The organism is Bacillus sp. 5RYD7K, assembly GCF_059831465.1.
In genome coordinates this window covers 2,524,369-2,546,171 of the sequence record NZ_CP191200.1, presented here as the reverse complement: position 1 = coordinate 2,546,171, position 21,803 = coordinate 2,524,369, and the positions used below count along the sequence as shown (strand labels likewise).

At 45.4% G+C, this 21,803-nt stretch carries 24 protein-coding genes and 1 riboswitch; of the genes, 3 read left to right on the top strand and 21 right to left on the bottom strand.

Annotated elements, in window-relative coordinates:
* Positions 1-6: 6 nt before the first annotated feature.
* Positions 7-609, bottom strand: a complete 603-nt coding sequence (locus ACQE26_RS12745) for a YphA family membrane protein (protein WP_045925474.1) — start codon at positions 607-609, stop codon at positions 7-9.
* A gap of 76 nt (positions 610-685) precedes the next feature.
* On the opposite strand from ACQE26_RS12745, the gene ACQE26_RS12740 reads away from it, so the two are divergent.
* Positions 686-817, top strand: a complete 132-nt coding sequence (locus tag ACQE26_RS12740) for a YpzI family protein (RefSeq protein WP_003153429.1) — start codon at positions 686-688, stop codon at positions 815-817.
* A gap of 31 nt (positions 818-848) precedes the next feature.
* Here ACQE26_RS12740 and fni read toward each other — a convergent pair whose 3' ends face one another.
* The 17 genes from fni to ACQE26_RS12655 form a co-directional block, all read right to left on the bottom strand.
* Complete coding sequence (gene fni / locus ACQE26_RS12735) at positions 849-1,898, bottom strand: type 2 isopentenyl-diphosphate Delta-isomerase (RefSeq protein WP_500469624.1); 1,050 nt, start codon at positions 1,896-1,898, stop codon at positions 849-851.
* A gap of 14 nt (positions 1,899-1,912) precedes the next feature.
* A complete protein-coding gene (gene rpsA / locus ACQE26_RS12730) occupies positions 1,913-3,061 on the bottom strand; it encodes a 30S ribosomal protein S1 (RefSeq protein ID WP_500469623.1) in 1,149 nt (382 codons plus the stop codon).
* A gap of 229 nt (positions 3,062-3,290) precedes the next feature.
* Positions 3,291-3,965, bottom strand: coding sequence for a (d)CMP kinase (gene cmk / locus ACQE26_RS12725; RefSeq protein ID WP_500469622.1), 675 nt, complete (start codon positions 3,963-3,965; stop codon positions 3,291-3,293).
* Between the two features lie 78 nt (positions 3,966-4,043).
* Positions 4,044-4,220, bottom strand: coding sequence for a YpfB family protein (locus ACQE26_RS12720; protein WP_500469621.1), 177 nt, complete (start codon positions 4,218-4,220; stop codon positions 4,044-4,046).
* Positions 4,221-4,266: 46 nt separating this feature from the next.
* The gene (locus tag ACQE26_RS12715) at positions 4,267-4,923 is read right to left on the bottom strand and encodes a flagellar brake protein (RefSeq protein WP_500469620.1); all 657 of its coding nucleotides are present in this window, start codon (positions 4,921-4,923) and stop codon (positions 4,267-4,269) included.
* 87 nt (positions 4,924-5,010) lie between these two features.
* Positions 5,011-6,360, bottom strand: coding sequence for a germination protein YpeB (ypeB, locus tag ACQE26_RS12710; RefSeq protein WP_500469619.1), 1,350 nt, complete (start codon positions 6,358-6,360; stop codon positions 5,011-5,013).
* Positions 6,361-6,384: 24 nt separating this feature from the next.
* On the bottom strand, positions 6,385-7,251 hold the full coding sequence (sleB, locus tag ACQE26_RS12705) for a spore cortex-lytic enzyme (protein ID WP_060964878.1): 867 nt from the start codon (positions 7,249-7,251) through the stop codon (positions 6,385-6,387).
* 130 nt (positions 7,252-7,381) lie between these two features.
* The gene (gene prsW, locus ACQE26_RS12700) at positions 7,382-8,038 is read right to left on the bottom strand and encodes a glutamic-type intramembrane protease PrsW (RefSeq protein WP_045925478.1); all 657 of its coding nucleotides are present in this window, start codon (positions 8,036-8,038) and stop codon (positions 7,382-7,384) included.
* Between the two features lie 94 nt (positions 8,039-8,132).
* On the bottom strand, positions 8,133-9,116 hold the full coding sequence (locus ACQE26_RS12695; protein ID WP_500469618.1) for a YpdA family putative bacillithiol disulfide reductase: 984 nt from the start codon (positions 9,114-9,116) through the stop codon (positions 8,133-8,135).
* Between the two features lie 106 nt (positions 9,117-9,222).
* The gene (gudB, locus tag ACQE26_RS12690; RefSeq protein ID WP_016939121.1) at positions 9,223-10,497 is read right to left on the bottom strand and encodes an NAD-specific glutamate dehydrogenase; all 1,275 of its coding nucleotides are present in this window, start codon (positions 10,495-10,497) and stop codon (positions 9,223-9,225) included.
* A 159-nt stretch (positions 10,498-10,656) separates the two neighbouring features.
* A complete protein-coding gene (locus ACQE26_RS12685; RefSeq protein ID WP_500469617.1) occupies positions 10,657-11,241 on the bottom strand; it encodes a genetic competence negative regulator in 585 nt (194 codons plus the stop codon).
* 151 nt (positions 11,242-11,392) lie between these two features.
* Positions 11,393-12,181: a metallophosphoesterase gene (locus ACQE26_RS12680; RefSeq protein WP_438420142.1), complete on the bottom strand. Its 789-nt coding sequence runs from the start codon at positions 12,179-12,181 to the stop codon at positions 11,393-11,395.
* Positions 12,182-12,268: 87 nt separating this feature from the next.
* Complete coding sequence (locus tag ACQE26_RS12675; RefSeq protein ID WP_016939124.1) at positions 12,269-12,727, bottom strand: YpbF family protein; 459 nt, start codon at positions 12,725-12,727, stop codon at positions 12,269-12,271.
* 63 nt (positions 12,728-12,790) lie between these two features.
* A complete protein-coding gene (locus tag ACQE26_RS12670; RefSeq protein ID WP_500469616.1) occupies positions 12,791-13,567 on the bottom strand; it encodes a LysM peptidoglycan-binding domain-containing protein in 777 nt (258 codons plus the stop codon).
* Positions 13,545-14,132, bottom strand: a complete 588-nt coding sequence (locus ACQE26_RS12665) for a CPBP family intramembrane glutamic endopeptidase (RefSeq protein WP_047475711.1) — start codon at positions 14,130-14,132, stop codon at positions 13,545-13,547. The genes ACQE26_RS12670 and ACQE26_RS12665 overlap by 23 nt, the downstream gene beginning before the upstream one ends.
* Before the next feature lie 14 nt (positions 14,133-14,146).
* A complete protein-coding gene (locus ACQE26_RS12660) occupies positions 14,147-15,637 on the bottom strand; it encodes a RecQ family ATP-dependent DNA helicase (RefSeq protein ID WP_500469615.1) in 1,491 nt (496 codons plus the stop codon).
* Complete coding sequence (locus ACQE26_RS12655) at positions 15,630-16,688, bottom strand: YpbB family protein (RefSeq protein ID WP_500469614.1); 1,059 nt, start codon at positions 16,686-16,688, stop codon at positions 15,630-15,632. Before ACQE26_RS12655 ends, ACQE26_RS12660 begins: the two co-directional genes overlap by 8 nt.
* Positions 16,689-16,958: 270 nt before the next feature.
* On the opposite strand from ACQE26_RS12655, the gene ACQE26_RS12650 reads away from it, so the two are divergent.
* The gene (locus ACQE26_RS12650) at positions 16,959-17,207 is read left to right on the top strand and encodes a ferredoxin (protein ID WP_003153403.1); all 249 of its coding nucleotides are present in this window, start codon (positions 16,959-16,961) and stop codon (positions 17,205-17,207) included.
* 140 nt (positions 17,208-17,347) lie between these two features.
* Here ACQE26_RS12650 and fmnP read toward each other — a convergent pair whose 3' ends face one another.
* Positions 17,348-17,920 (bottom strand): riboflavin transporter FmnP, encoded by a 573-nt coding sequence (fmnP, locus tag ACQE26_RS12645; protein WP_015240114.1) that lies wholly within the window; start codon positions 17,918-17,920, stop codon positions 17,348-17,350.
* Between the two features lie 147 nt (positions 17,921-18,067).
* A riboswitch (FMN riboswitch) is annotated at positions 18,068-18,202 on the bottom strand.
* A gap of 205 nt (positions 18,203-18,407) precedes the next feature.
* Here fmnP and serA point away from each other — a divergent pair.
* Positions 18,408-19,985, top strand: a complete 1,578-nt coding sequence (serA, locus tag ACQE26_RS12640; RefSeq protein ID WP_500469613.1) for a phosphoglycerate dehydrogenase — start codon at positions 18,408-18,410, stop codon at positions 19,983-19,985.
* Positions 19,986-20,030: 45 nt separating this feature from the next.
* Here the strand turns inward: serA and ACQE26_RS12635 are convergent, their stop codons facing one another.
* Both ACQE26_RS12635 and sigX read right to left on the bottom strand, forming a co-directional pair.
* Positions 20,031-21,134: an RsiX family anti-sigma factor gene (locus ACQE26_RS12635; RefSeq protein ID WP_500469612.1), complete on the bottom strand. Its 1,104-nt coding sequence runs from the start codon at positions 21,132-21,134 to the stop codon at positions 20,031-20,033.
* The gene (gene sigX, locus ACQE26_RS12630; protein ID WP_016939131.1) at positions 21,070-21,654 is read right to left on the bottom strand and encodes an RNA polymerase sigma factor SigX; all 585 of its coding nucleotides are present in this window, start codon (positions 21,652-21,654) and stop codon (positions 21,070-21,072) included. The genes ACQE26_RS12635 and sigX overlap by 65 nt, the downstream gene beginning before the upstream one ends.
* Positions 21,655-21,803 lie beyond the last annotated feature (149 nt).

The window sequence follows — 21,803 nt, the reverse complement described above, 5'->3', positions numbered from 1 at the left end:
CCGTTTTCAAGACATTTTGGTGGCCCCTTTGCCCTGCTTTTTGCTTTTTTGGCTGATGCGTGCGGCAAGCTGTTCATAGGTAGTCAGCCCGATAAGCAGAATCACTCCCGCCGAGCAGCCTGAAAGCCATTGATAGCCGCCGACGGCTGCCGCGCCTGCAATTTTGTGAATGACCGCCGAATACAATAACTCTCCCTGGCACATGCCGAGAACAAAAAGACAAAGCCTCTCAGGAAATCGCCCCTCAACAGAAACCGTAATAACGGTAAGCAGTATGACAGCCGCCCACTCAGGTTTTATGATAAACCAAACGGGATCATATAATGCAAAAAGAAAGATAAAGCCGTACGCTGCAGCAGCCGTCAGATGAATCAGGACATTACGGAGCCGCTTATGCATACCGAGGCTCCCCGCGTAAACAAATGCCGCAGCAAAAAACATGACATATGCCGCGTTCAGTGTAAAATAAGCGGTCATCTGATGTATGCTTGCCATCATATTAGTCAAAATAAAGACTGATACGTAAAAACGGCTTTTCGTTTTGGCAAAAATAAAAGTCGCAAGTATCCATAAAAACCACATCGACCAGTAATAATAAAACGGTTCCATAAATCGCTCCTCCTTTGATCAGTATGGAGCGGGAACGCATTTTTTAAACCAATTATCCTGAAAGGAGCGGATGATGATGGGAAAAGACAGACAGGAGAAAAAACTGAAAGCCTCCCGCCGGGTGGAATCGGACCGCGACGATTCGATTCACCATAAAGGAGCGACAAGCCTCGAGCAAAACGGGGAATTCCGAAAAAGAAAATCGTAAAGCAAAAAAGGCATGCGGGTCCGCATGCCTTTTAACGTCTGCTGAAACGGGATGTGTCAATTCCCCGTTCAGAAAGCCAGTGATGTGTGTCACCTTTTATAACCAAAGGCGCCTTTTGCAATTGGGCGACCGTTTGACACCCAAGGACCGTCATAATCATTTTGAGCTCTTGCAAAAGCGCCGTCATCTCGTCAAAAAGGCCCTCTTCTCCTTTTGAGGTGAGAGCTTTCAGGAATGTGCCCGCCATTCCCGCGCAGCATGCGCCGAGAGCAATCGATTTGGCGACATCCAGCGCACTTTGCAGCCCTCCTGATGCGATAACCGATTGATCAGCGGAAAGCGAACGGATTTCCGCTAAACTTGCGGCTGTAGAAATTCCCCACGTGTTAAAAAATTGAAGCGCCTTCTCTCTGCGCAGATTTTCAATTTTAGAGAAATTTGTTCCGCCGTATCCGCCGGCATCAACAGCCGCCGCCCCGGCATCAAATAACCGCCGTGCCGATTCCCTGCTCATGCCGAAGCCGACTTCTTTGACAAAAACGGGCACTCCCGCTCCATCGGCAATCCGCTCAATGCGGCTGAGGGCGCCCGTAAAGCTTCTGTCTCCCTCAGGCATGACGATCTCCTGAATCACATTCAAATGAATCTGGAGGGCGTCTGCTTCAATCATATCAACTGCCCTTTTCGCCTGCTCGGCGTCCGCCTCGCTGCCTAAATTCGCAAATATTAAACCGTCCGGATTCTCTTTTCTGACGATTTCGTAGGAATACCGTTCAGCGGGATCCTTCAGTGCCGACATTTGCGAACCGACAGCCAGCGGCATGCCGGATTTGCGCGCGGCTCTTGCCAGTGACCTGTTAATTTCGTATGTAAGCTGTCCGCCGCCGCCTGTCATCGCATTGATAAAAATCGGCGAACTGCTTGTGAGTCCGCCGATTTTCGTTGAGATATCCACTTTTTCCAATGCAAGGTCTGGCAGGCTGACATGAACAAACGTAATATCATCAAACCCCGTTTCCCGGCTTTGACCGGTAGACAGCGCATGATTTATATGTTCTCTTTTGCGTTCTGCTCGTGTCACGTTTTATCACCAATTTATTTTAATTTATTAAGCTTGTCCCCGATTAAATCGCCAAGCTGGAAGCCTGTGCTCGGCTCTTCTTTCGCCTGGTATTGACGGAAGTCTTCCTGATCGGCTTTCGGCGCTTCTTCAAGCTCACGCATGCTTAAGGAGATGCGTTCTTCGCTTTCGTTAACGTCAAGGACTTTCACTTTAACAGTCTGTCCTTCTTCAAGCACTTCATGCGGCGTTCCGATATGTTTATTGGAAATTTGCGAAATGTGCACAAGTCCTTCCACGCCGGGAAGAATTTCCACAAAGGCGCCGAAGCTTACAAGGCGCTGCACTTTTCCTTCAAGCACATCCCCCTGCTTCACCTTTTCGCCGACCTGGCTCCAAGGTCCCGGCAGCGTTTCTTTAATAGATAAAGAAATGCGCTCGTTATCGCGGTCTACGGACAATACTTTCACTTTTACGTCCTGTCCCTCTTCCACGACGTCAGACGGTTTTTCGACGTGTGAATGAGACAGCTGCGAAATATGAACAAGCCCGTCGATTCCGCCGATATCGACAAACGCGCCGAAATCAGTCAGGCGCTGCACTTTTCCTTCTAGCACGCTTCCAACTTCAAGCGTTTGGAGAAAATCGTGCTTTTTGGCTGTCTGTTCTTTTTCCACCACAGCCCGGTGTGACAGAATCACACGGTTTTTATCACGGTCAAGTTCAACGACGATAAGAGAGAGAGTTTTCCCTTTATAGTCAGTGAAATCCTCGACGAAATGAGCTTCGACAAGTGATGCGGGAATAAAGCCGCGAACGCCGATATCAACGACGAGACCGCCTTTCACCACATCTTTCACTTCAGCTTCAAACACTTCTTTTGTTTCGAATTTTTTTTCAAGGTCTTCCCAAGCGCGGTCAGCATCAACGGCACGTTTAGATAAAATCAAAGCATCGTCTTCCACTTTTGTTACTTTCAGGTCAAGCTCGTCGTCAACTTTTACGACATCCGATGCTTTCTCTACATGAAGACTTGATAATTCACTGATTGGAATGATCCCGGATTGTTTGACATTGATAATTTCGACATCTACATGCTTGTCCTCTACCTTTGTCACAATCCCTTTTACTACATCTCCAACCTCTGGCACTTGAACATCAATTTGATTCATTTCCTCTGTCATTTGAATAACCTCCTTGGTCCAAACCTACACAGCTTAATTAAAACGGTTTGAAAGCTGAACATGTGAATGTCCGCTTTTCAGCCGAATATGTATTAAAGAATCATCCAAAAAAAGATTTTGAATGATCAATAAAAAGTTTTATTAGTATTAACTTCTAATAAAAGGACTGGTTTGTCAAGCAATAACATCTTGTCTTTTGAAAAAAAATTAAAATGAGCTCCGCCCGATGTTAACGTGATTTCTGTTCAACGATCTCCAGAATTTTTCCAGCGACCTCAGGAATGCTCAGTGACGTCGTATCGATTTCCACCGCGTCGTCCGCTTTGCGCAGCGGGGAAACTTCCCTCTCTGAATCGAGTTTATCGCGTCTTGCAATTTCTTCAATGAGCGTCTCGTAATTCACGTCATAGCCCTTTTTCTTATTCTCTTCATATCGGCGCTTCGCTCTTTCTTCAACGGACGCCAAAAGGAAAATCTTCACTTCCGCATCAGGCAGCACGTGAGTTCCGATATCACGGCCGTCCATGACGACGCCGCCCTTTTCTCCGAGCTGCTGCTGTCTTTTCACCATTTCTTCTCTGACGCCTTTATGCTTGGCGGCGATAGATACTTGGTTGCTGACTTCGTCTTTTCGGATTTCTTCTGTCACATCTTCTCCGTTTACCAGAACGATTTGTCCTTCCGGAGCGGATACAAGCTCAATTTCCGTACGCTTCAAAAGCTCTGTGAGCGCGGCTTCATCCGTTAAATCGGCATTTTGCTTGAGCGCCGTGTGTGTAATGGCACGATACATCGCTCCCGTGTCAATGTACACATATGATTTTTTCTCAGCCACTATTTTAGCAACGGTGCTTTTTCCGGCAGCCGCCGGACCGTCGATTGCAATTGATAATTTCTTGTCCATAATCTCTCTCCTTGCTCTTTACTCCTCTATGGATTGTATCATGAACTGTCCGAAAAGGGGCGAAAAAATTGAGACGATTTACCGCTTTACCGTTTCAATCCATTCTTTTTTCTCCATTTTATCCACTCCTTCATATTTCACAGCTTTCGAAATATAAGGTTCAATAGGCTGATAATGAAGCAAAAACTGTACTGCGCCCAAAATAACGAACTGAATGCAGACCAATTTGACCAGCAGACGTTCAAATGTTTTCATACACGCGCACCTCCATTAGGATTAGTATGGAAAAGTGCGCTGCAGTTTATTCCGGCAGACGGTTTCTTCTCTGCTGCAGCTGCACGCGCATACAGTATCGGAGTATATGCTGCTGAGACGCGGGGTCGATGTCTGTAAATTCAAGCGTCATTTTTCGTTTCGCCGCCTTTTCATCATAAAAAACCCGCTGGGTAACGGCCTCGGCCGTTATATCCGCTGTATTTTCCTTTTCGGAGAGAGTGAACGAAACATACAGCTTTTCACCCGGTTCCGCGGAAATATGTTCAGGCAGCACAACTGCAATTCCGCCGGCGCTCATATTAGAAGAAACCGTTTGAAAGGCGTTTTTTTCCGCTTCCATTTTGACGGCTACATCCAATACAGCGTCTGCACGGACGTACCGGCGTCTTTGAATCCGCTTCATTTCTTCCTTTGGGGGAATATCCAGTCCGATCATCGGGATGGGATCTTTTTTCTTTCCTTTGATTATGGTTTTAAATTGATAAGGCACTTGGCCGTTCCCCATACATTCAGCTGTTATCTCCAACCCTTTGTGCAAAAAGACCGTCCGTCCCGTATCCAGATCGACGGGATATGAAATGTACAGTTCACCGCTTTCAATACTGACTGCTTTGCTCCTCGCTTTTTTGCACTCATTGTTCTCTATGTATTCAATCCAAATATAATTTCCGACAGCTATCATAGGCCTTCACTCTTTCATTATTTATGCTTTTATTAAAGCATGTAATGAAAAAAAGGAAAAGACTTTTAGTCCTTTCCTCCTTTATTTTTATAGGTCTTTGTATATAGGTTCTGCACTTTTTAATTTTTCTATTTTTTCTTCTTTTCCGTCGTCCGCATTGATGAACATTTGATATGTGTCTTTCCCGATCGTCCCGAGCATTTCATAGCAAAGCACTTCCTGTCCGAGTTCATTCGTGATCAGTGCCTGCCGCGTCTCCCGGACTTCAACATTTTTGTTCAGCTTCGCTTTCGCTTCATCAGCCGATAAAGCCGGAGCCGGAATTGTTCTCGTGCGGTGCGCCGCCAAATAATCACGCGCGGAGAAGCCGACGACTTCACCGTCATCCAGCGCCACCTTCATCCGGATGGCTTCCGGATAAATACGGACGTTTTTCTCAATGGGAATAAACGAGAAGACGCCGATGTTGTTATATTGCGCGCTTTCATCAATTTCGAGATTTTTTGTTTCATAACCGTTTTTCTTTAAAAACGCGACGGCCCGGTTAGATGCTTCATTGAGGCTGATCTTTTGTTTCTTCACGGCCCGCTTTTGAATTAAATAGACCGGATGTCCGCCTTTTTGGGTAATATCCATATAGATAAAAGACTTGCTGTCGGCGTCTTTCATGCGGATGCTGTATACGTCCCGATTCGTCTTCCGGCCGCTTTTGACCACTTTAATGGAATAATTATGATCAGGCGCAAACCGTTGCGCGATTTTGACCGCTTCTTTTTCTGTAATTTGTTTTCCTTTCAGATGCGTAAAACCTTTTCTTTCTGTATTTGCGCTTGTAAACGTAGGGCTGGTGCTGTCTTCAGAAAAAGCGCCTACATTTTTTTCGACTGTTTTAAAGCTGTCGACGATCGTATTATCGCTTTGTTTTTTGTCAGAGGCGAGCGCCATCTCAACATCCATCCACCGCAGATTTTTGCTCATGACGAGATGCTGAACGCTGCGCAGCTGGTTTTGAATGTTCTCCGCCTGTTTGTACAGGCTGTTCAGTGTTGTATATTCTTTCTTATCGAGCGGTTTTTGATCTAAATCCCGGACAGATGTTTTATAGCTGAAATCTCCTATGTTGGATAAAAATTCTTCCGTCTTATTAAAAGGCATGAGAGTCAGCGGCAGCTGGCTCACATTGTTATGAGCTTCAGATGTTATTCTCCATACATCAATGAGCGCCGGAGACAGAGATTTTTTACTGTTCATAGCAAGCGTCGTCCCGATTTTGTCGTGAAGCTGATCTACATGGTATGTCAGTTCATGAAATGCCCTCTGATAATTATTTTCCGCATGCAGAAGGACCGCATCTTTTTCCTGATGCTCTTTATATCCCCAATACCCGGTTGCGGCGATCGCGACACCGAGAACAGCGATAATGATTCCTCTAATCATGTTAACACCTCATTTTTCGTACTTTTACTCACAGAAAATGTGTTTTCCGATCTGTTTAATCTGCGGACGTCCCCAAATCCATTTGCTTGTCGCCGTATCAGGATTGAAATAATAAAGCGCGTTTTCAGAAGGGTCCCAGCCGTTAATCGCATCAAGAACCGCTTCTTTTGCTCTTTCATTCGGCTGCATATATATTTGGCCGTCGGCAACAGCGGTAAACGCGAGCGGTTCGAAAATGACGCCGGCCACCGTATTCGGAAATAACGGGCTTTTAATACGGTTTAAAATAACAGCGGCGATGGCAACCTGTCCTTCAAACGGCTCACCGCGCGCTTCCCCGTACACAGCCTGCGCCAGAAGATTGATGTCGTTGTTTGAGAAACCGCCCGGCATATTGGCCGCTGTCGTATTTTGCTTTTGATTTGACTGACCGCCTGTATTGTTTTGCGGTTTTTGAGCGGGCTTATTCGTTCCAGCAGGTTTCTGCGCGCCGGCAGACGGTTTCGTTTGGTTTTTTAAAGGAACGTTGCCATAATGGGTGAACGTATTCCCTTTTTGAATCTGCTCCATTACATATTCGCGGTAGTATTTTGATTTTGAAATCAGCACCTGCTTGGTTTTCGCGCCGACGAGGCCGTCAACCGGCTTCATGCCGAATTTCTCCTGAAAATTCCGTACGGCCCAGTATGTCGTCCAGCCGTAAACACCATCGATTTTCCCGTTATAAAATCCGTTATATTGCAGACGGGCCTGCAATTCTATAACATCATCACCCGTTGCGCCTCTTTGAATCACTTGATTTGAAAACGCATGGGCCGTTTCATGATCGAAGATAGCGGCGGCGAATGAAAATAGAATAAGACAAGCCATAAGCGCTCCTTTACACTTCATCTTTTCAAGCCTCCTCCAGCAAAATTTAAAGTGTACCCGTATTGTCTGTCACGAGGTTATTTTTATGCACGTTTCCTTCTTATCCCCTGTCAAGGCATAAAAAAGAAACCGCGCGCGGCGCGCGGTTTCTTCATACTTGGATTATATTGACGGAACGTGCTTTTTTTGCCTTCCTCAGCCCGAACCACCATAAAAACAGCATAAACGGCAGCATATAATATACCCAATGATTGAGGGCGGTAAGAATAAAATCGTAAGAACCATGCAGACATGAAGGCACAACCAGTGAAATCACTAGCCACTTCACACGGGCTTTTTTCTGCGAAAAGCGGGCTTTTCCAAGATAAAACCCCATGATCACCCCGATCAGCGCGTGGCAGGAGACCGGCAGAATCGCCCTGATGAAAGCATGCTCAACACCGTGGCCGAATAAATAAAGGATATTTTCAAGCGTCGCAAAGCCTAATGACACACTTGCCCCGTAAACGATTCCGTCATAATGCTCATCAAAATGAGCATGCGGGTACACACTGATCATCAGAACAAACCATTTCACCGACTCTTCCAAGAAGCCCGAAGACAAAAACGAAACGAAAAAGCTTCCTCCCCCTACATGCTCTTTTTCAAGAACATACTGGATGAACATGGTCGGAAACACAAGTACAACTCCGAGAAAAAAAGACCTCAGCACCATATGTACGGGTTCATTGTCATATTGATCTTTTAAATAAAAATAACTTAACAGCGCAATGCCGGGAGCAATTCCTGCAGAGATGATTGCAAACATCAGGCAACCTCTTTCCTGTATATTCCTATATCTATCGTACCATGTTGTTTATATTTTTACATCTTCCAATTTCTAAAAAAGAGCATATGAATGATCATATGCTCTCTGCACCCAGCCGTTTTGAAATTTCGTTTGCGATCAAGCCGCCGTGAAAACGGCCGTTCTCGATAAAAATTTCATTGGCGTTATTTCCCGCTGCAATAACCCCGGCAATAAAAACACCATCAACATTTGTTTCCATCGTTTCTTCCCGGAAAAACGGCCGGCCTGATTCTGCATCAATCTGCACACCGATTTTTTCAAGAAATCCGTGATCGGGATGATATCCTGTCATGGCAAATACAAAATCGTTTTTCAGCCTGACCGTCTCATTCCGGCCGGAGCGGAAAATGATCTCATCTTCCGTCACTTCTTCAAGACAAGCGCCGAATTCCATCCGGATTGTTCCGTTTCTGACGAGGGCCTCAAACTCAGGCAGAATCCACGGCTTGATGCTCGGGGAGTACTCATTTCCTCTGTAGAGCACCGTAACGCGCGCGCCGGACTTCACCAATTCCAAAGCCGCATCTACACTCGAGTTTTTCCCGCCGATCACCGCGACATCTTTATCAAAATAAGGATGGCCTTCTTTAAAGTAATGAAATACCTTAGGAAGCTCTTCACCCGGTATGTTCATATAATTCGGATGATCATAATATCCTGTCGCGATAATACAAAACGGAGTGAGATAGCGGTCTTTTGACGTTTCGACAAGAAAACGGCCGTCTTCTTGTTTCGTGACGCGCTCCACCGTTTCAAAGGCGTTTACACGAAGCTCTTTTCTTCTGACAACCTCTCTGTAGTACGAGAGAGCCTGTATTCGGACCGGTTTTCTGTTTTCCGTTATAAAGGCGACATCGCCGATCTCCAGTTTTTCACTTGAACTGAAAAAAGTTTGATGTGTCGGATAGTGATAAATGCTGTTTACGACATTTCCTTTTTCGATCACAAGGGCGTTTACGCCAATTTTCTTCAGATGTATAGCCGCCGATAATCCGCAAGGACCTCCGCCTATTATAATTGCTTTTTCTTCTGTCATGTCCTTCAACTCCTGCGATTTGGCATTTCCATCATAAGTTTCCACTCATATAAAAAATCTCCTATATTATCATAGGAGATTTTTTTTGTTTATGCAAACGATTGGTTTATATCCAGCCTCTGAAACGCGAAGCCTCCGCCATTTTCCGCACGCCGACCATATAAGCCGCAAGCCTCATGTCAATCCGGCGGTTTTGGGACATTTCATAAATATTATTAAACGATTTTACCATCATATTTTCCAGTTTTTCTTCGACTTCTTCTTCACTCCAGTAGAAGCCCTGGTTATTTTGAACCCATTCGAAATAAGAAACCGTTACACCGCCGGCACTCGCCAGAACATCGGGAACCAGCAGCGTTCCTTTGTCTGTCAGGATTTTCGTTCCTTCCAGTGTCGTCGGTCCGTTTGCCGCTTCTACTACGATTTTCGCTTTGATGCGGTCAGCGTTTTCTTCTGTAATTTGGTTTTCGATCGCTGCCGGGACCAGTATATCACAGTCAAGCTCAAGCAGCTCCTGATTCGTAATGGTGTCATTGAAGAGCTTCGTCACTGTTCCGAAGCTGTCTCTGCGGTCAAGCAGGTAATCAATATCAAGACCGTCCGGATCGTAAAGGCCTCCGTACGCGTCAGAAATTCCGACAACTTTCGCGCCGGCGTCATGCATAAATTTTGCCAGATAGCTGCCCGCGTTTCCGAAACCTTGTACGACGACGCGCGCGTTCTGAATATCGAGGCCTTTTTTCTTGGCCGCTTCTTTAATGCAGATGGTGACGCCTTTTGCCGTAGCTGATTCCCTGCCGTGGGATCCGCCGAGTACAAGCGGTTTTCCCGTAATAAAGCCGGGTGAGTTAAATTCATCAATTCGTGAATATTCATCCATCATCCAAGCCATAATCTGCGAGTTTGTAAATACGTCAGGCGCCGGGACGTCTTTAGTCGGTCCGACAATCTGACTGATTGCTCTGACGTATCCTCTGCTCAGTCTTTCAAGCTCTCTGAATGACATATTTCTCGGATCACAAACAATTCCGCCTTTACCACCGCCATAAGGAAGATCAATAATGCCGCATTTTAAACTCATCCAGATAGAAAGTGCTTTCACCTCTTTTTCAGTTACATTCGGGTGAAAACGAATACCGCCTTTTGTCGGACCTACGGAATCATTGTGCTGCGCACGATAGCCTGTAAATATTTTCACAGACCCGTCATCCATCCGAACCGGAATTTTAACCGTTAATAATCTGAGCGGTTCTTTCAGCAGTTCATACACTTCTTCTGGATACCCCAATTTTTCCAGAGCTTTATGTATTACGGTTTGGGTTGATTTTAATACATCATGTTTGTCTTCTTCATTATGACCGGTGAATCGATCGGCTGCCATTTGAGTTAACCTCCTAAAATCTTCTGTTTCTCTCATGCTCCCTTTCAGTGACTAGTATACACCTTCAATATCTCCGTGCATAGGAGAAAGACAATGATTTTTTCCATAATTTCGCTCAAAAAAAAACGGCCGCTGAAAACAGCAGCCGTTTCATCTTTTTTATGAAAAATGTTTCTGGATGGTCTCTACAGCATTGCCGTCCATGATGAGTTTTCCGTATTCATGGAGCCTGTAAATCGTGATCGTCGCCGGATGCCCGTATTCGGCCAGCACCGAGACAACGCCTTCGGCAGAACGGGAGCCGAGGTCTTCAAGACTTACATAGTATAGGTTCTCATAGTGGTAGACGGTTCCGCCGGTAATCCCGATGCGATGAAGGCTCCCGGCAAGCTGAATGATATCTTCAAACGAATGGAACTGATAAATAATATCCGGGCTTTCGTCAAGTTTGACCTGCATCTCGATATAATCATCGTCATATTCGTCATCTTCTGCGTCCGCGTCATGATTTTTCGTTACAATCACAACCATGCCTTGTGCCTGAAGAGAATATACTTCCACCGCGATCGGACCATTCGCTTCAAAGCCGAGCTCTGTATTTGCTTCATTCATCATATCTTTAAATAACTGGTGGACTTTAAACGAGTCCTTCCAGAGGTCTTCTTTTGTCAATCCCCGATCAGTCAGATCGTCGAGGGTTAAAAAGATTTTAATCTTATTATAGTTCAGACGCTCAAGCCGCATAATGTTCCCTCCTGCCTCTTCTTGCACACAAATCATATAACACAGTATATGAATAAATGAGTCATAGGTTCTTAATTTGTTATCAGTTTACACCGTGTACAGCGGGAAGACAAGCAGAATGCCGTTTTTTATCGGAACGGCCGGGTTTGTCTCAGGAAAACGGCTCATCAGGGCCGCACAGCGTAATGATATGCGTCTCCGGTTTCGCTCCGAGCCTCAGCGGAACTTTTGTCGTGCCGTAGCCGTTGCTGATCAGGTAATGCGCTTTCTTTACCGTGCCCGTCCCGCCCAACTCATACGGCCCGAACCGGCCGAAACGGATTTGGCCGCCGTGCGTATGGCCGCTGAACACGGCATCAATTCCGTCAGACTCATTCATCTGCTCATGGATTTCCGGGTTATGGCAAAGCAGGAGATTTACTTGGTTTGCATCCGTATGTCTGACCGCAGATTCGTAATCATCCATCATCATCCGGATATCATCCACGCCGCAGATCGTAACAGTTTCCCCTTTATAAGCAAACTGAACCGATTCATTTCTCAGCGGAATCACTTTATATGCCCGTAAAAGAGAGAGCAATTTTTGCTGGCTGACCTCGTAATCATTATTTCCCCACACATAAATGACAGGCGCAAGAGCCGTCAGACGCTTGATGTTTTCTTCAATTCTGGCGTAAGGAACTCCGCCCTCCGCCAAATCACCGCCGAGCAAAACCGCATCCGGCTTATAAACCGATGCTTCCCAGAGAAGCTTTTCATCAATTAAACGGCGGTGCACGTCAGATATAAAGAAGATGGTGAGCGGCTTCATCCCTTTCATTTTATCAAGCGTAAATGTATGTGTTTTCAGATGGCTGCCGTTTGCCGTTTTGTACATGACGGCCGCCATAACTGCAGCCGCTCCCGCCAATGAGCCGAGAATTCCCGCTGTAAGCTTCATAAAATGCACTCTCCATTCTGTCATTGTCTTACATTAGACGGACAAACAAAAAAAGACGTTTCTATCCTTTCCGGAAAACGCCTCTTTTTATTTGCTTTCAAAATAAAGATTGATATCATACCGATGTTTCATTAAGTGAAAAACGGATTCTCTCGCCCGCCATTTTTCCGGCTGAGGCCATAAATCCGTGCTTTTTTGGATAATTTCACATCTCAGTTTATGAAATTCTCCCTCAGCTTTTTCTTCCTTTTTTTTAAAATAATAAGAAGTGCAATACGCAAAAGCGGAAGCCATAATCCAGCACAAATAAACCGTATGGCCTAATATTTCCTGCAGAATTAGCTGCGGAGAAGCTTGAGGGGCATTAAAGCTTTTAAAAATCAGCAGTACGCACATCAGGGAAAAGCAAACGAGGGACGCCCACTGCCATCTTCGGCATTGCGCGGCATAATTTTCGTATTTTAATTTCCTTTTAACCAGTGCCTGAAGCATTTGTTTCGTCGGTCCGTCAGCAAATCGGTCTAATTGCTTCCATAAAGAATCCATGCGCTTCACACCTTGTCCGTTTTCATTGATACACTATATGAAAGCCGCGGTGAAAATATGTATTTATTCGGACAGCGGAATGTTCAGAACCTGGCCGGTATACACGTCGTTTCCGTTTAACCCGTTGTAGCTGCGGATTTTTTCTTCGCCCACCCGGCTTTTATAATATTTCATTGAAATGCGGTAAAGCGTTTCTTTCGGCTGTACAGTATGCTGGACGGTCCGCACTTTTTGCCGGACGGTTCCGGCTTGATCACTGCCGGCAGCCGGAACCGCTTTTTCACGGACAGCCGGCGGAGACTGCTGTTTGGTCTCCGCATATTCGGTTTCTTTCGGCTTCACCACCTGTTTTTCTGAAGCCGTTTCCGTTTTTTTCGGTGTTTTTTCAATCGGTTTCTTTTTCGTTTTTTCAGATGCGGCCGTTTCTTTTTTTTCTTTGGCCTCAGACTTTTTTTCCGGCTCTTTTAAAAGAGCCGTTTCGGATGTTTCTTTCTGAACGTCCGCTTTCGGAGTAACGGCAGGCGCACTTTCACTGTGATCTATGAAGACATCTTCATAATCCTTCGGGTCAAATCTGCTGCTGTTCGTCATATACAGAAGACCGAAAAAGACACCGATTGTCACAATAATAAACAGAACGGTCAGGAAAGTGAACAGCGGTGTTTTTGTTTTGGTTTTTTCCTTCACCTGCTCTTCCTTTTTTTTACGCTCCTCTTTTACAGATTGTCTTGTCGGGAGGCTGTCTTCAAGATATTCAATTTGTTCATCCGCGGCCGCGGCAACCTGCTGCTCGGCACGCAGCTGAGCTTTTCTTCTTTCAACTCTTGACATTTCCGTCATGCAAACCCCTCCTCACATATTGAAAACGGATTTGACAGGCAAATACCGCATCAATAATAAAATGCGCTGTAACCGGAACGAATAAATTGCCGGTCCATTCATAAATAAGTCCCAGCAAAAGACTGATGCCCGCAACCATAATAAACAGAAGCCACTTCGCCAAGTATCTGAAATGAAGCACGGTGAAAATCAAGCTGGCGGCCCATAAACCGATATGTGTCTGCAGGACGCCTCTGAATAAAATCTCTTCGCTGAACGAAATGAGAAGCGTCAAAAACAAAATGTGCAAAACCGGCCTGTTCTTAAAAAGCAATGTATTAATACCGCCGTCATCATATAAATGCGAAGGACACCATTTCATCACCGCCAGATCGGCAAAAATGACAAGGACGGCAAGAGTTACACCGTACCATATGATTTTATCGTCACGTATATGCCAAAGCTTTAAAAAATCGTGAACATCAGTGAAAAAGAAAAAGCCGATAACGGCTGAAGCCGCCAATATGAGCAATTGGGTAACATAAAGCTGTATGACAATCTCCCGGTCTGAGAGCTGATGGATCAATTCGCTTTGCCGTCTCAGCTCAACTCACCCGCAGACTCTAAACCGAAAATCCGGTCTAATTCCATCTTCCAATCTTCAAACCGCTCCATGTTTTTCCGTTCTCCTTTTTGCTCGTACGGGGCCAGATCAACTCCGCAGCTGCTGCAGCATTGTCCTGTTTGATCTTCAGGCTCATACGATTCATCAAAGTAAGCCAACAGCGCTTTTCTTATGCATTCTTCCCGCTCCAATAACGCCGAAAAGCGGTTCATTTTATGCAGCTTCTTTTCCACGCGGTATGTCAGTTCTTCCTGCAGCTGTTCTTTTGTGGTTTTTCCCTGCAGATACAGGTGGATGGCCGTTCGCGCCTGCGTTTCCTGAACGCCCTTACTTATAAGAACGTCCCGAAGCTTTCGCTCATCGCTCGTACCGGCTTCCCGGATGATGGCCAGAATGCCTTCCAGATCATAATCAGACAAGCTTTCTGTCTGAATAATCTGCTGCTGAAGCTCTGTATCGCCAGGCGCTCTCAGCAAAATACTGACACTCGGGCTGCCGTCGCGTCCCGCTCTGCCGATTTCCTGCATAAAGGCCTCAGCCGTTTGGGGAGGATAAAAGTGAATGACAAAGCGGATATCAGACTTGTCCACACCCATGCCGAACGCATTGGTGCAGCAAATGCAATCAAGCTGGTTATGGATAAATTGCTGCTGGATTAAAATTCTGTCGCCTGTATCCATCCCTCCATGATAATAATCCGTCCGCTTTCCCGTTTTTTCGTTCAGCTCAGCCGCAAGCTCTTCCGCCCACTTTCTGGTCGGACAATACACGATGCCCGGGCCTTCAAGCTTTTTGACGAGATCCGTGATCCTGCTTATTTTTTCGGCATTATCAGCCAAATGTTCAACCGTCAAAAGAATATTCGGCCGGTTGACAGAATATAGATGGCGCACTGCATGCTCAAGTCCGAGCACGTCCGTCACATCACTGAGCGTTTCTTTTGTCGCTGTTGCGGTCAGCGCCAATACAGGCGGCTTGCCGAGTGCTTGCCTGAAGGGCCCGAGCTTTGAATAATCAGGCCTGAAATCATGCCCCCATTCTGATATGCAATGAGCCTCATCAATGACAAACAAACTGACCGGGACGTTTTTCAAACGGTTCAGCACATAAGGTGACGAGAGGGCTTCAGGGGACATATAAAGAAATTTGTACCTGTTGATGTTGCTGAGAATAAAATGCCGCTCGGCAGCATTCAGCATGCTGTTTAATGCCGCAACCCGTTTTTCTCCTTTCGCTTTCAGCTGCTGCACCTGATCTTCCATTAATGAAAGGAGCGGCGAAATAATCAGCACGAGTCCGTCCATTATGTAACCGGGAAGCTGATAGCATAATGATTTTCCCCCGCCGGTCGGAAGCATGGCGATCGTATCCTTTTTTTGGAGCACGCTAGTCATAATCTCTTCCTGCCCTTTTTTAAACGAATGCAAACCAAAGTGCCGGTATAAAGCTTTATGGAGCTCAGTCATGCTGTTTCACCGTCTTTGCCAGCGCGAGCCTGATCTGAAAATAGCTGAAGCGCATCTGCATTCCTTCGCGAATCCGTTTAATTTTATTCGTTTGATGCTGTTTTGCAAATGCCGTTATCATACGCTGGTCCTCTTCAGAAATGTACTGTTCTATAAAAAATGCAGGCTGATGCAGTGATATTTCTACGATATGATCTTCGATGGTGGCGGTTTTTAAATTTCTGACCGCGGCGATCCTTTCAATCGGAAAACCTTTTTCCAAAAGCTCCAAGGTTTTCCTGGCAGACTGTGTCAGCGCGCTTTCCGCCCGCAAATCGGACAACAGCTCGCCTAGAGCCGGATGTGCACATTGCGGAAGCGATTGAATAACATAATGTACCGCTCCCCAAAACTGGACGGACACATACCATTCATCTTCGTTCAGCTGAGAAGCGAGCTGCTTATTCGTTTTGCCGATTCTGTCGAAAGATGTTAAAGAATAGACAAAAATAAGGGCCTGCCGTTCACTTACGCCTTGCAGAAGCTGAAACAGCGCGTCATGCATTTGGACGGAGAGCTCTTTGGCGTCTCTGTTTTTGCGCATGAACCGTTTGACCCATCTCAGCGCCTGCACATCGTTTGTAACCGGGATATATTGACTGCATTGGCGCTCTTTGTTTGACAGGACTTGAATGAGCAGGGAAAGCCGCTTCCACAAGGTAACGGCCGGCGTTTGATAATTCGCGCCGTGACAATGCTTCGGCCAAGGCCGCTCGGCAAATGCCCGTTCGAGCTTTTGAACGCCGCGTGCAGTCACTTTACACGTTCCCTCTTCTTTTCCGGCTGTAATGTATAAGTCCCCGGCGAGTTTATGCATAGAATCCGCAATGTCGCCGCGTTCACACTGAGAAGCCATGCCGAAATATTTAGCAATCTGAAATAAGCCGGCATCCTGAATGGTTTGAGACGACTTTTTTCCTTTTAATAAATGAAACACAGCACTCGGAGTCCGTTCGCCGTCTATTTTGTCCAGACAGTCGAGAACCACGGTATCAAAGTAGTTTATCGCCAATCTAAACACACCTACATTCCTTCTGTGACAAGTTTCGTTTTTTGGTTCTTTTTATTTTAACAGATTTTCATATAAATTTGACGTTTAAAGTCATCTTTTGGGGGGAAGTGCTAAAGAGAATCCCTTATGTGATAAGCATTCTCAATCATTTTTCTGTTGAAATTTGACACTAACATCATTACAATAAGTAAGAGGAATAGGTGTTATATTTAAAAAATATATAAGGTAAACCATTTGTTCCAACACGAACAATCTGGGAGGTTTTTTTTCATGGCAAAGTACACAATCGTAGATAAAGATACGTGTATTGCATGCGGCGCCTGCGGAGCTGCGGCACCAGACATTTATGATTATGATGATGAAGGCATTGCATTCGTTACACTTGACGAAAATAAAGGTGTCGTCGAAGTTCCGGAAGTGCTGGAAGAAGATATGATTGACGCATTTGAAGGATGCCCTACTGATTCAATCAAAGTTGCGGATGAGCCGTTCGAAGGCGACCCGCTAAAATACGAATAAAAAAGCCCTCCCCGTGAGAGGAGCTTTTAGTTCTTGAATAAGACTCCGGCTGTTATCGGCCGGAGTCTTATTTTTTTGCGTGATCAAACAATCAAAAAAGCGCCCGGCCTGTGTTTTACAGAGCGGACGCTTTGGCGTGGTTATTGTGTCTGGATGCTGCGTTTTTGTTCAATCCAAGGTTTAAGCTTCGTAAAGATGAACGTAAAGACGATGGTGATGATAACGCCTTTTACAATGTTAAACGGCAGAATTCCTGCCACAACCGCCGTTTTTAATTGGCTGTTTGACAATGCCGGTGAATGTAAAAACCAAGTATACGCAGGCAGGATGAGAATATAGTTCAAAATACTCATCAGCACGGTCATTGCTGCGGTTCCGGCCAGCAGGCTCACTGCAAGTCCTTTAGCAGATTTGAGCTTTTTAAACATAAACGCTGTCGGCAGAATAAACAGCGTCCCCGCGATAAAATTGGCTGCCTGCCCGACAGGCACGCCGGCCATGCTTCCTTGAATGATATACTGCAGAATATTTTTAATCGCTTCAACCGCAATCCCCGCCGCAGGCCCGTAAACCAAAATGGCAATAATTGCAGGAACGTCACTGAAATCAATTTTCAAGTAATCCGGCAGACCCGGAAACGGGAAATTTAACAGCATAAGCACAAACGCAATGCTGCTAAGCATACTGATGACAACTAATTTTTTTACTTTCACAATGCTCTCTCCTTTTCGATCAAATCTCTCGAAAAGAGGAAAGGTTCTTTTGCACCTCAATAAAAAAACCGCTTTTATTAAAAAGCGGGAGCTTACTAAGGCTTGGCAAAGAAACGTTAGATATAAGCATCAAAACGTCTGCTGAACCTCCATCTTCTCCCATCCAGACTATACTGTCGGCTCCGGAATCTCACCGGATCCTGCCGCCGAAGCAGCTCGCGGGCTTAGAGCATGACGCTCATCACCGCCGGTAGGGAATTTCACCCTGCCCCGAAGATTGATCTTATGAATTTATTCACATTATATATGATCAAATTGTAATTGTATAGAGAACTGCTCAATTTTATATAAAATATTGATAAAGCCCATTTTAACTGAATTATCGGCTTCCTTTTCTCCTTTACTGCGTCAATACACATTGACACTCAATTAAGAATATGATAAATTATCAGATATTTAGTCAGCTAAACTAGGAGGAAATCTAACAATGTTTCGAGTTTTGGTCTCAGATAAGATGAGCAATGACGGCTTAAAGCCGCTGATGGAATCAGACTTTATAGAAATTGTTCAAAAAAACGTCGCGGATGCAGAAGATGAATTACATACCTTTGATGCCCTGTTAGTCCGCAGTGCCACAAAAGTAACCGAAGAATTGTTTAAAAAGATGACTTCTTTAAAAATCGTCGGCAGAGCCGGTGTCGGCGTAGACAACATCGACATTGATGAGGCCACAAAACATGGAGTTATCGTGATTAATGCGCCGAACGGAAACACCATTTCAACGGCAGAGCATACATTCGCGATGATTTCTTCATTAATGAGACACATTCCGCAAGCCAATATTTCAGTCAAATCAAGGGAATGGAACCGGACGGCTTTTGTCGGAGCGGAACTTTACGGAAAGACTTTAGGTATTATCGGTCTGGGCCGGATCGGAAGCGAAATCGCCCAGCGCGCCAGAGCATTCGGTATGACTGTCCATGTATTCGATCCGTTCTTAACCGAGGAGAGAGCCGGCAAAATCGGCGTGAACAGCCGGACATTCGAAGAAGTGCTTGAAAGCGCGGATATCATTACCGTTCACACGCCTTTAACAAAGGAAACAAAAGGTCTGCTTAACAGAGAAACCATTGCCAAAACAAAAAAAGGCGTCCGCCTGATCAACTGTGCAAGAGGCGGGATTATTGATGAAGCTGCGCTTTTGGAAGCGCTGGAAAGCGGGCATGTCGCAGGCGCTGCGCTTGATGTGTTTGAAGTGGAGCCTCCTGTTGAGTCAAAACTCCCAGATCATCCGTTAGTAATCGCCACACCTCACTTAGGCGCATCAACGAAAGAAGCACAGCTGAATGTCGCGGCGCAGGTTTCTGAAGAAGTGCTGCAGTTTGCTAAAGGTCTGCCTGTCATGTCGGCGATCAATCTGCCTGCGATGACGAAGGATGAATTCAAAAAAATTCAGCCTTATCACCAAATTGCCGATAAAATCGGAAGTCTCGTGTCACAATGTATGAAAGAACCCGTCAAGGATGTTGCCATTCAATATGAAGGCACTATCGCGAAACTTGAAACATCATTTATTACAAAAAGCCTGCTGTCCGGCTTCTTAAAACCGCGTGTAGACTCAACGGTCAATGAAGTGAACGCCGGCGGTGTAGCAAAAGAACGCGGAATCAGCTTCAGCGAAAAGATTTCCTCCAATGAAACAGGATATGATAACTGCATCAGCGTAAAAGTGACCGGAGACCGGAGCACCTTTACGTTAACAGCTACGTATATCCCTCACTTCGGTGAACGAATCGTAGAACTGAACGGCTTTAATATTGACTTAAATCCTGCCGGCCACCTCGTTTATATCCAGCATCAGGATACGACCGGTGTAATCGGACGCGTCGGACGCATCCTCGGCGATAACGATATCAATATCGCTACCATGCAGGTAGGCCGTAAAGAAAAAGGCGGAGAAGCCATTATGATGCTTTCTTTTGATAAACATTTAGATGACAAAGTCGTCAATGAGCTGACTTCAATTCAGGATATTGTCTCAGTTAAATTGATTGACCTTCCGTAACAAACAAAAAACCCAAAACATTCATATGTTTTGGGTTTTTCACATTTAATGGTTCGGAAGCGGATTAGGCGCGGCGGGCACAGCGATCGGTTTTGTCACATCATAATTGCCGATTTTCTTTGTAGGCGCATGTGTGAACAGCACCTCAGAATAACCGAATTCCTTCGCAGTTAACAGAAGCCCTTCAATCATTAAAATGCCTTCCAACGAATCTTCAACTTTATGTTTTTCGGACAACTGGATCCGCAGCTGCTCGCCGCTTTCCCTTTCCGATACCGATGCAATCGCATCTGCTTCTATAATGCTCGCGGTCTGTGAGTCTCCGTCTGTTGTTTTCATCCCGTCAATGGCCTGATAAACTGAATAATAGGTTTGTGCAGACGGGATGAGATACTCTTGTCCCAGACTGTCGCGATAAGAAAAATACGCCCGGTTGGCCTGCTTATGTACGGACATCTCAGCCGAAAGGCCGGAAGCTTTAAAAAAATCCTGACCTTCTCCGTTTTGAATCTTTGTCAATTTTATCCGCTCGTAAGGACTCCAGGTCAAAGTCTCTTCCAGCATCTTTTTCAATAAATCAGCTTCGGCAGCTGATTCGATTGAAAGCCGTCCGTTTACCTGCACAAGCAAATCTTTCTTAACCGCGGTTACTTGCACACCGTCCAAAAGCTGAGGAACAGAGAGGAAAGATTCGGGCACTTCTAAGTTTTCTGCATCAGAGAATGCCTCTGAAACCGATTCGTCAGGCTTCTTTTTTTCAAAACTGACCGGAATGACGGCGGATGTATCTGAATCGGCAAACGCTAAAGTAATGTAATTGTTTTTGTTTTCGTTAGAAACGACAAACGTCTTCTGATCCGGCTTGACAGCAGCTGACTGACTGGCTATTTCAGCTTGACCGCTGTCAGCTGTAAGATCACCGGCAGATTCGTTTTTTGTCATCAGGTGAGGAGATATAATCAGAGCGATGCACAATGCGCAGATGCCGGCGGCGGCGGGGCCAACCCAGCTTCGGGCCGGTTTTTTTCTGTCCTGTCTACCCGTTTCAACATTCCGGTAAATGGCCTCTGGTGAACGATGATCTCTAACCGCCGGAAGTTGTCTTAACAACTCCTCTACCCTTTCTTCGTTCCAATATGACTTCATCATCCATTAGCTCCTCCCTCAAAAGCTCCATCTGTTTCCGAAGTATTTTGAGCCCTCTGTGTTGGGTCGTTTTGACTTTGCTTTCCGAGAAGCCAAGAGCGGCGGCTGTTTCCTGGATGGAATATCCCTGAATAAATCTCAAGATAATAACAGCTCTTTGATCTATAGTGCAATGATCAAGCGCGGTATAAATTTCCCGGACATTTTCATGCTGTACGGCGAGTTCGTCCGGAAGCAAATGCTGATCTCTGACATCTTGTGTATCCCAATCAAACGTACCCATAATACGCTGTCTGATCGTCTGCTGCTTGCGGAACCAGTCAATCGCCACATGGCGCGCGATGGACAACAGCCATGTTTTTTCACTGCTTCTTCCTTCAAAAGTATGATAAGAATTCAAGACGCGGATATACACTTCCTGCGCCAGATCCTCAGCCTGAGTCTTATCTTTCACCATATAAAATAAAAATTGGTATAAATCTTGATGGTATGAATCATATAATATCTGAAAGGTTTCTTCCATGGGAAGCCCCTCCGTTCACTTTTTTGTCGTAAAAATGCGTTGAAAAGTTACATTACAACTATATTACGAGAAACTGGAATTTGGAAGGGAATTTATATTAACATATTCTTAAATTTTTAAAGGAGAAATAAACAAAAACACCCGCATGT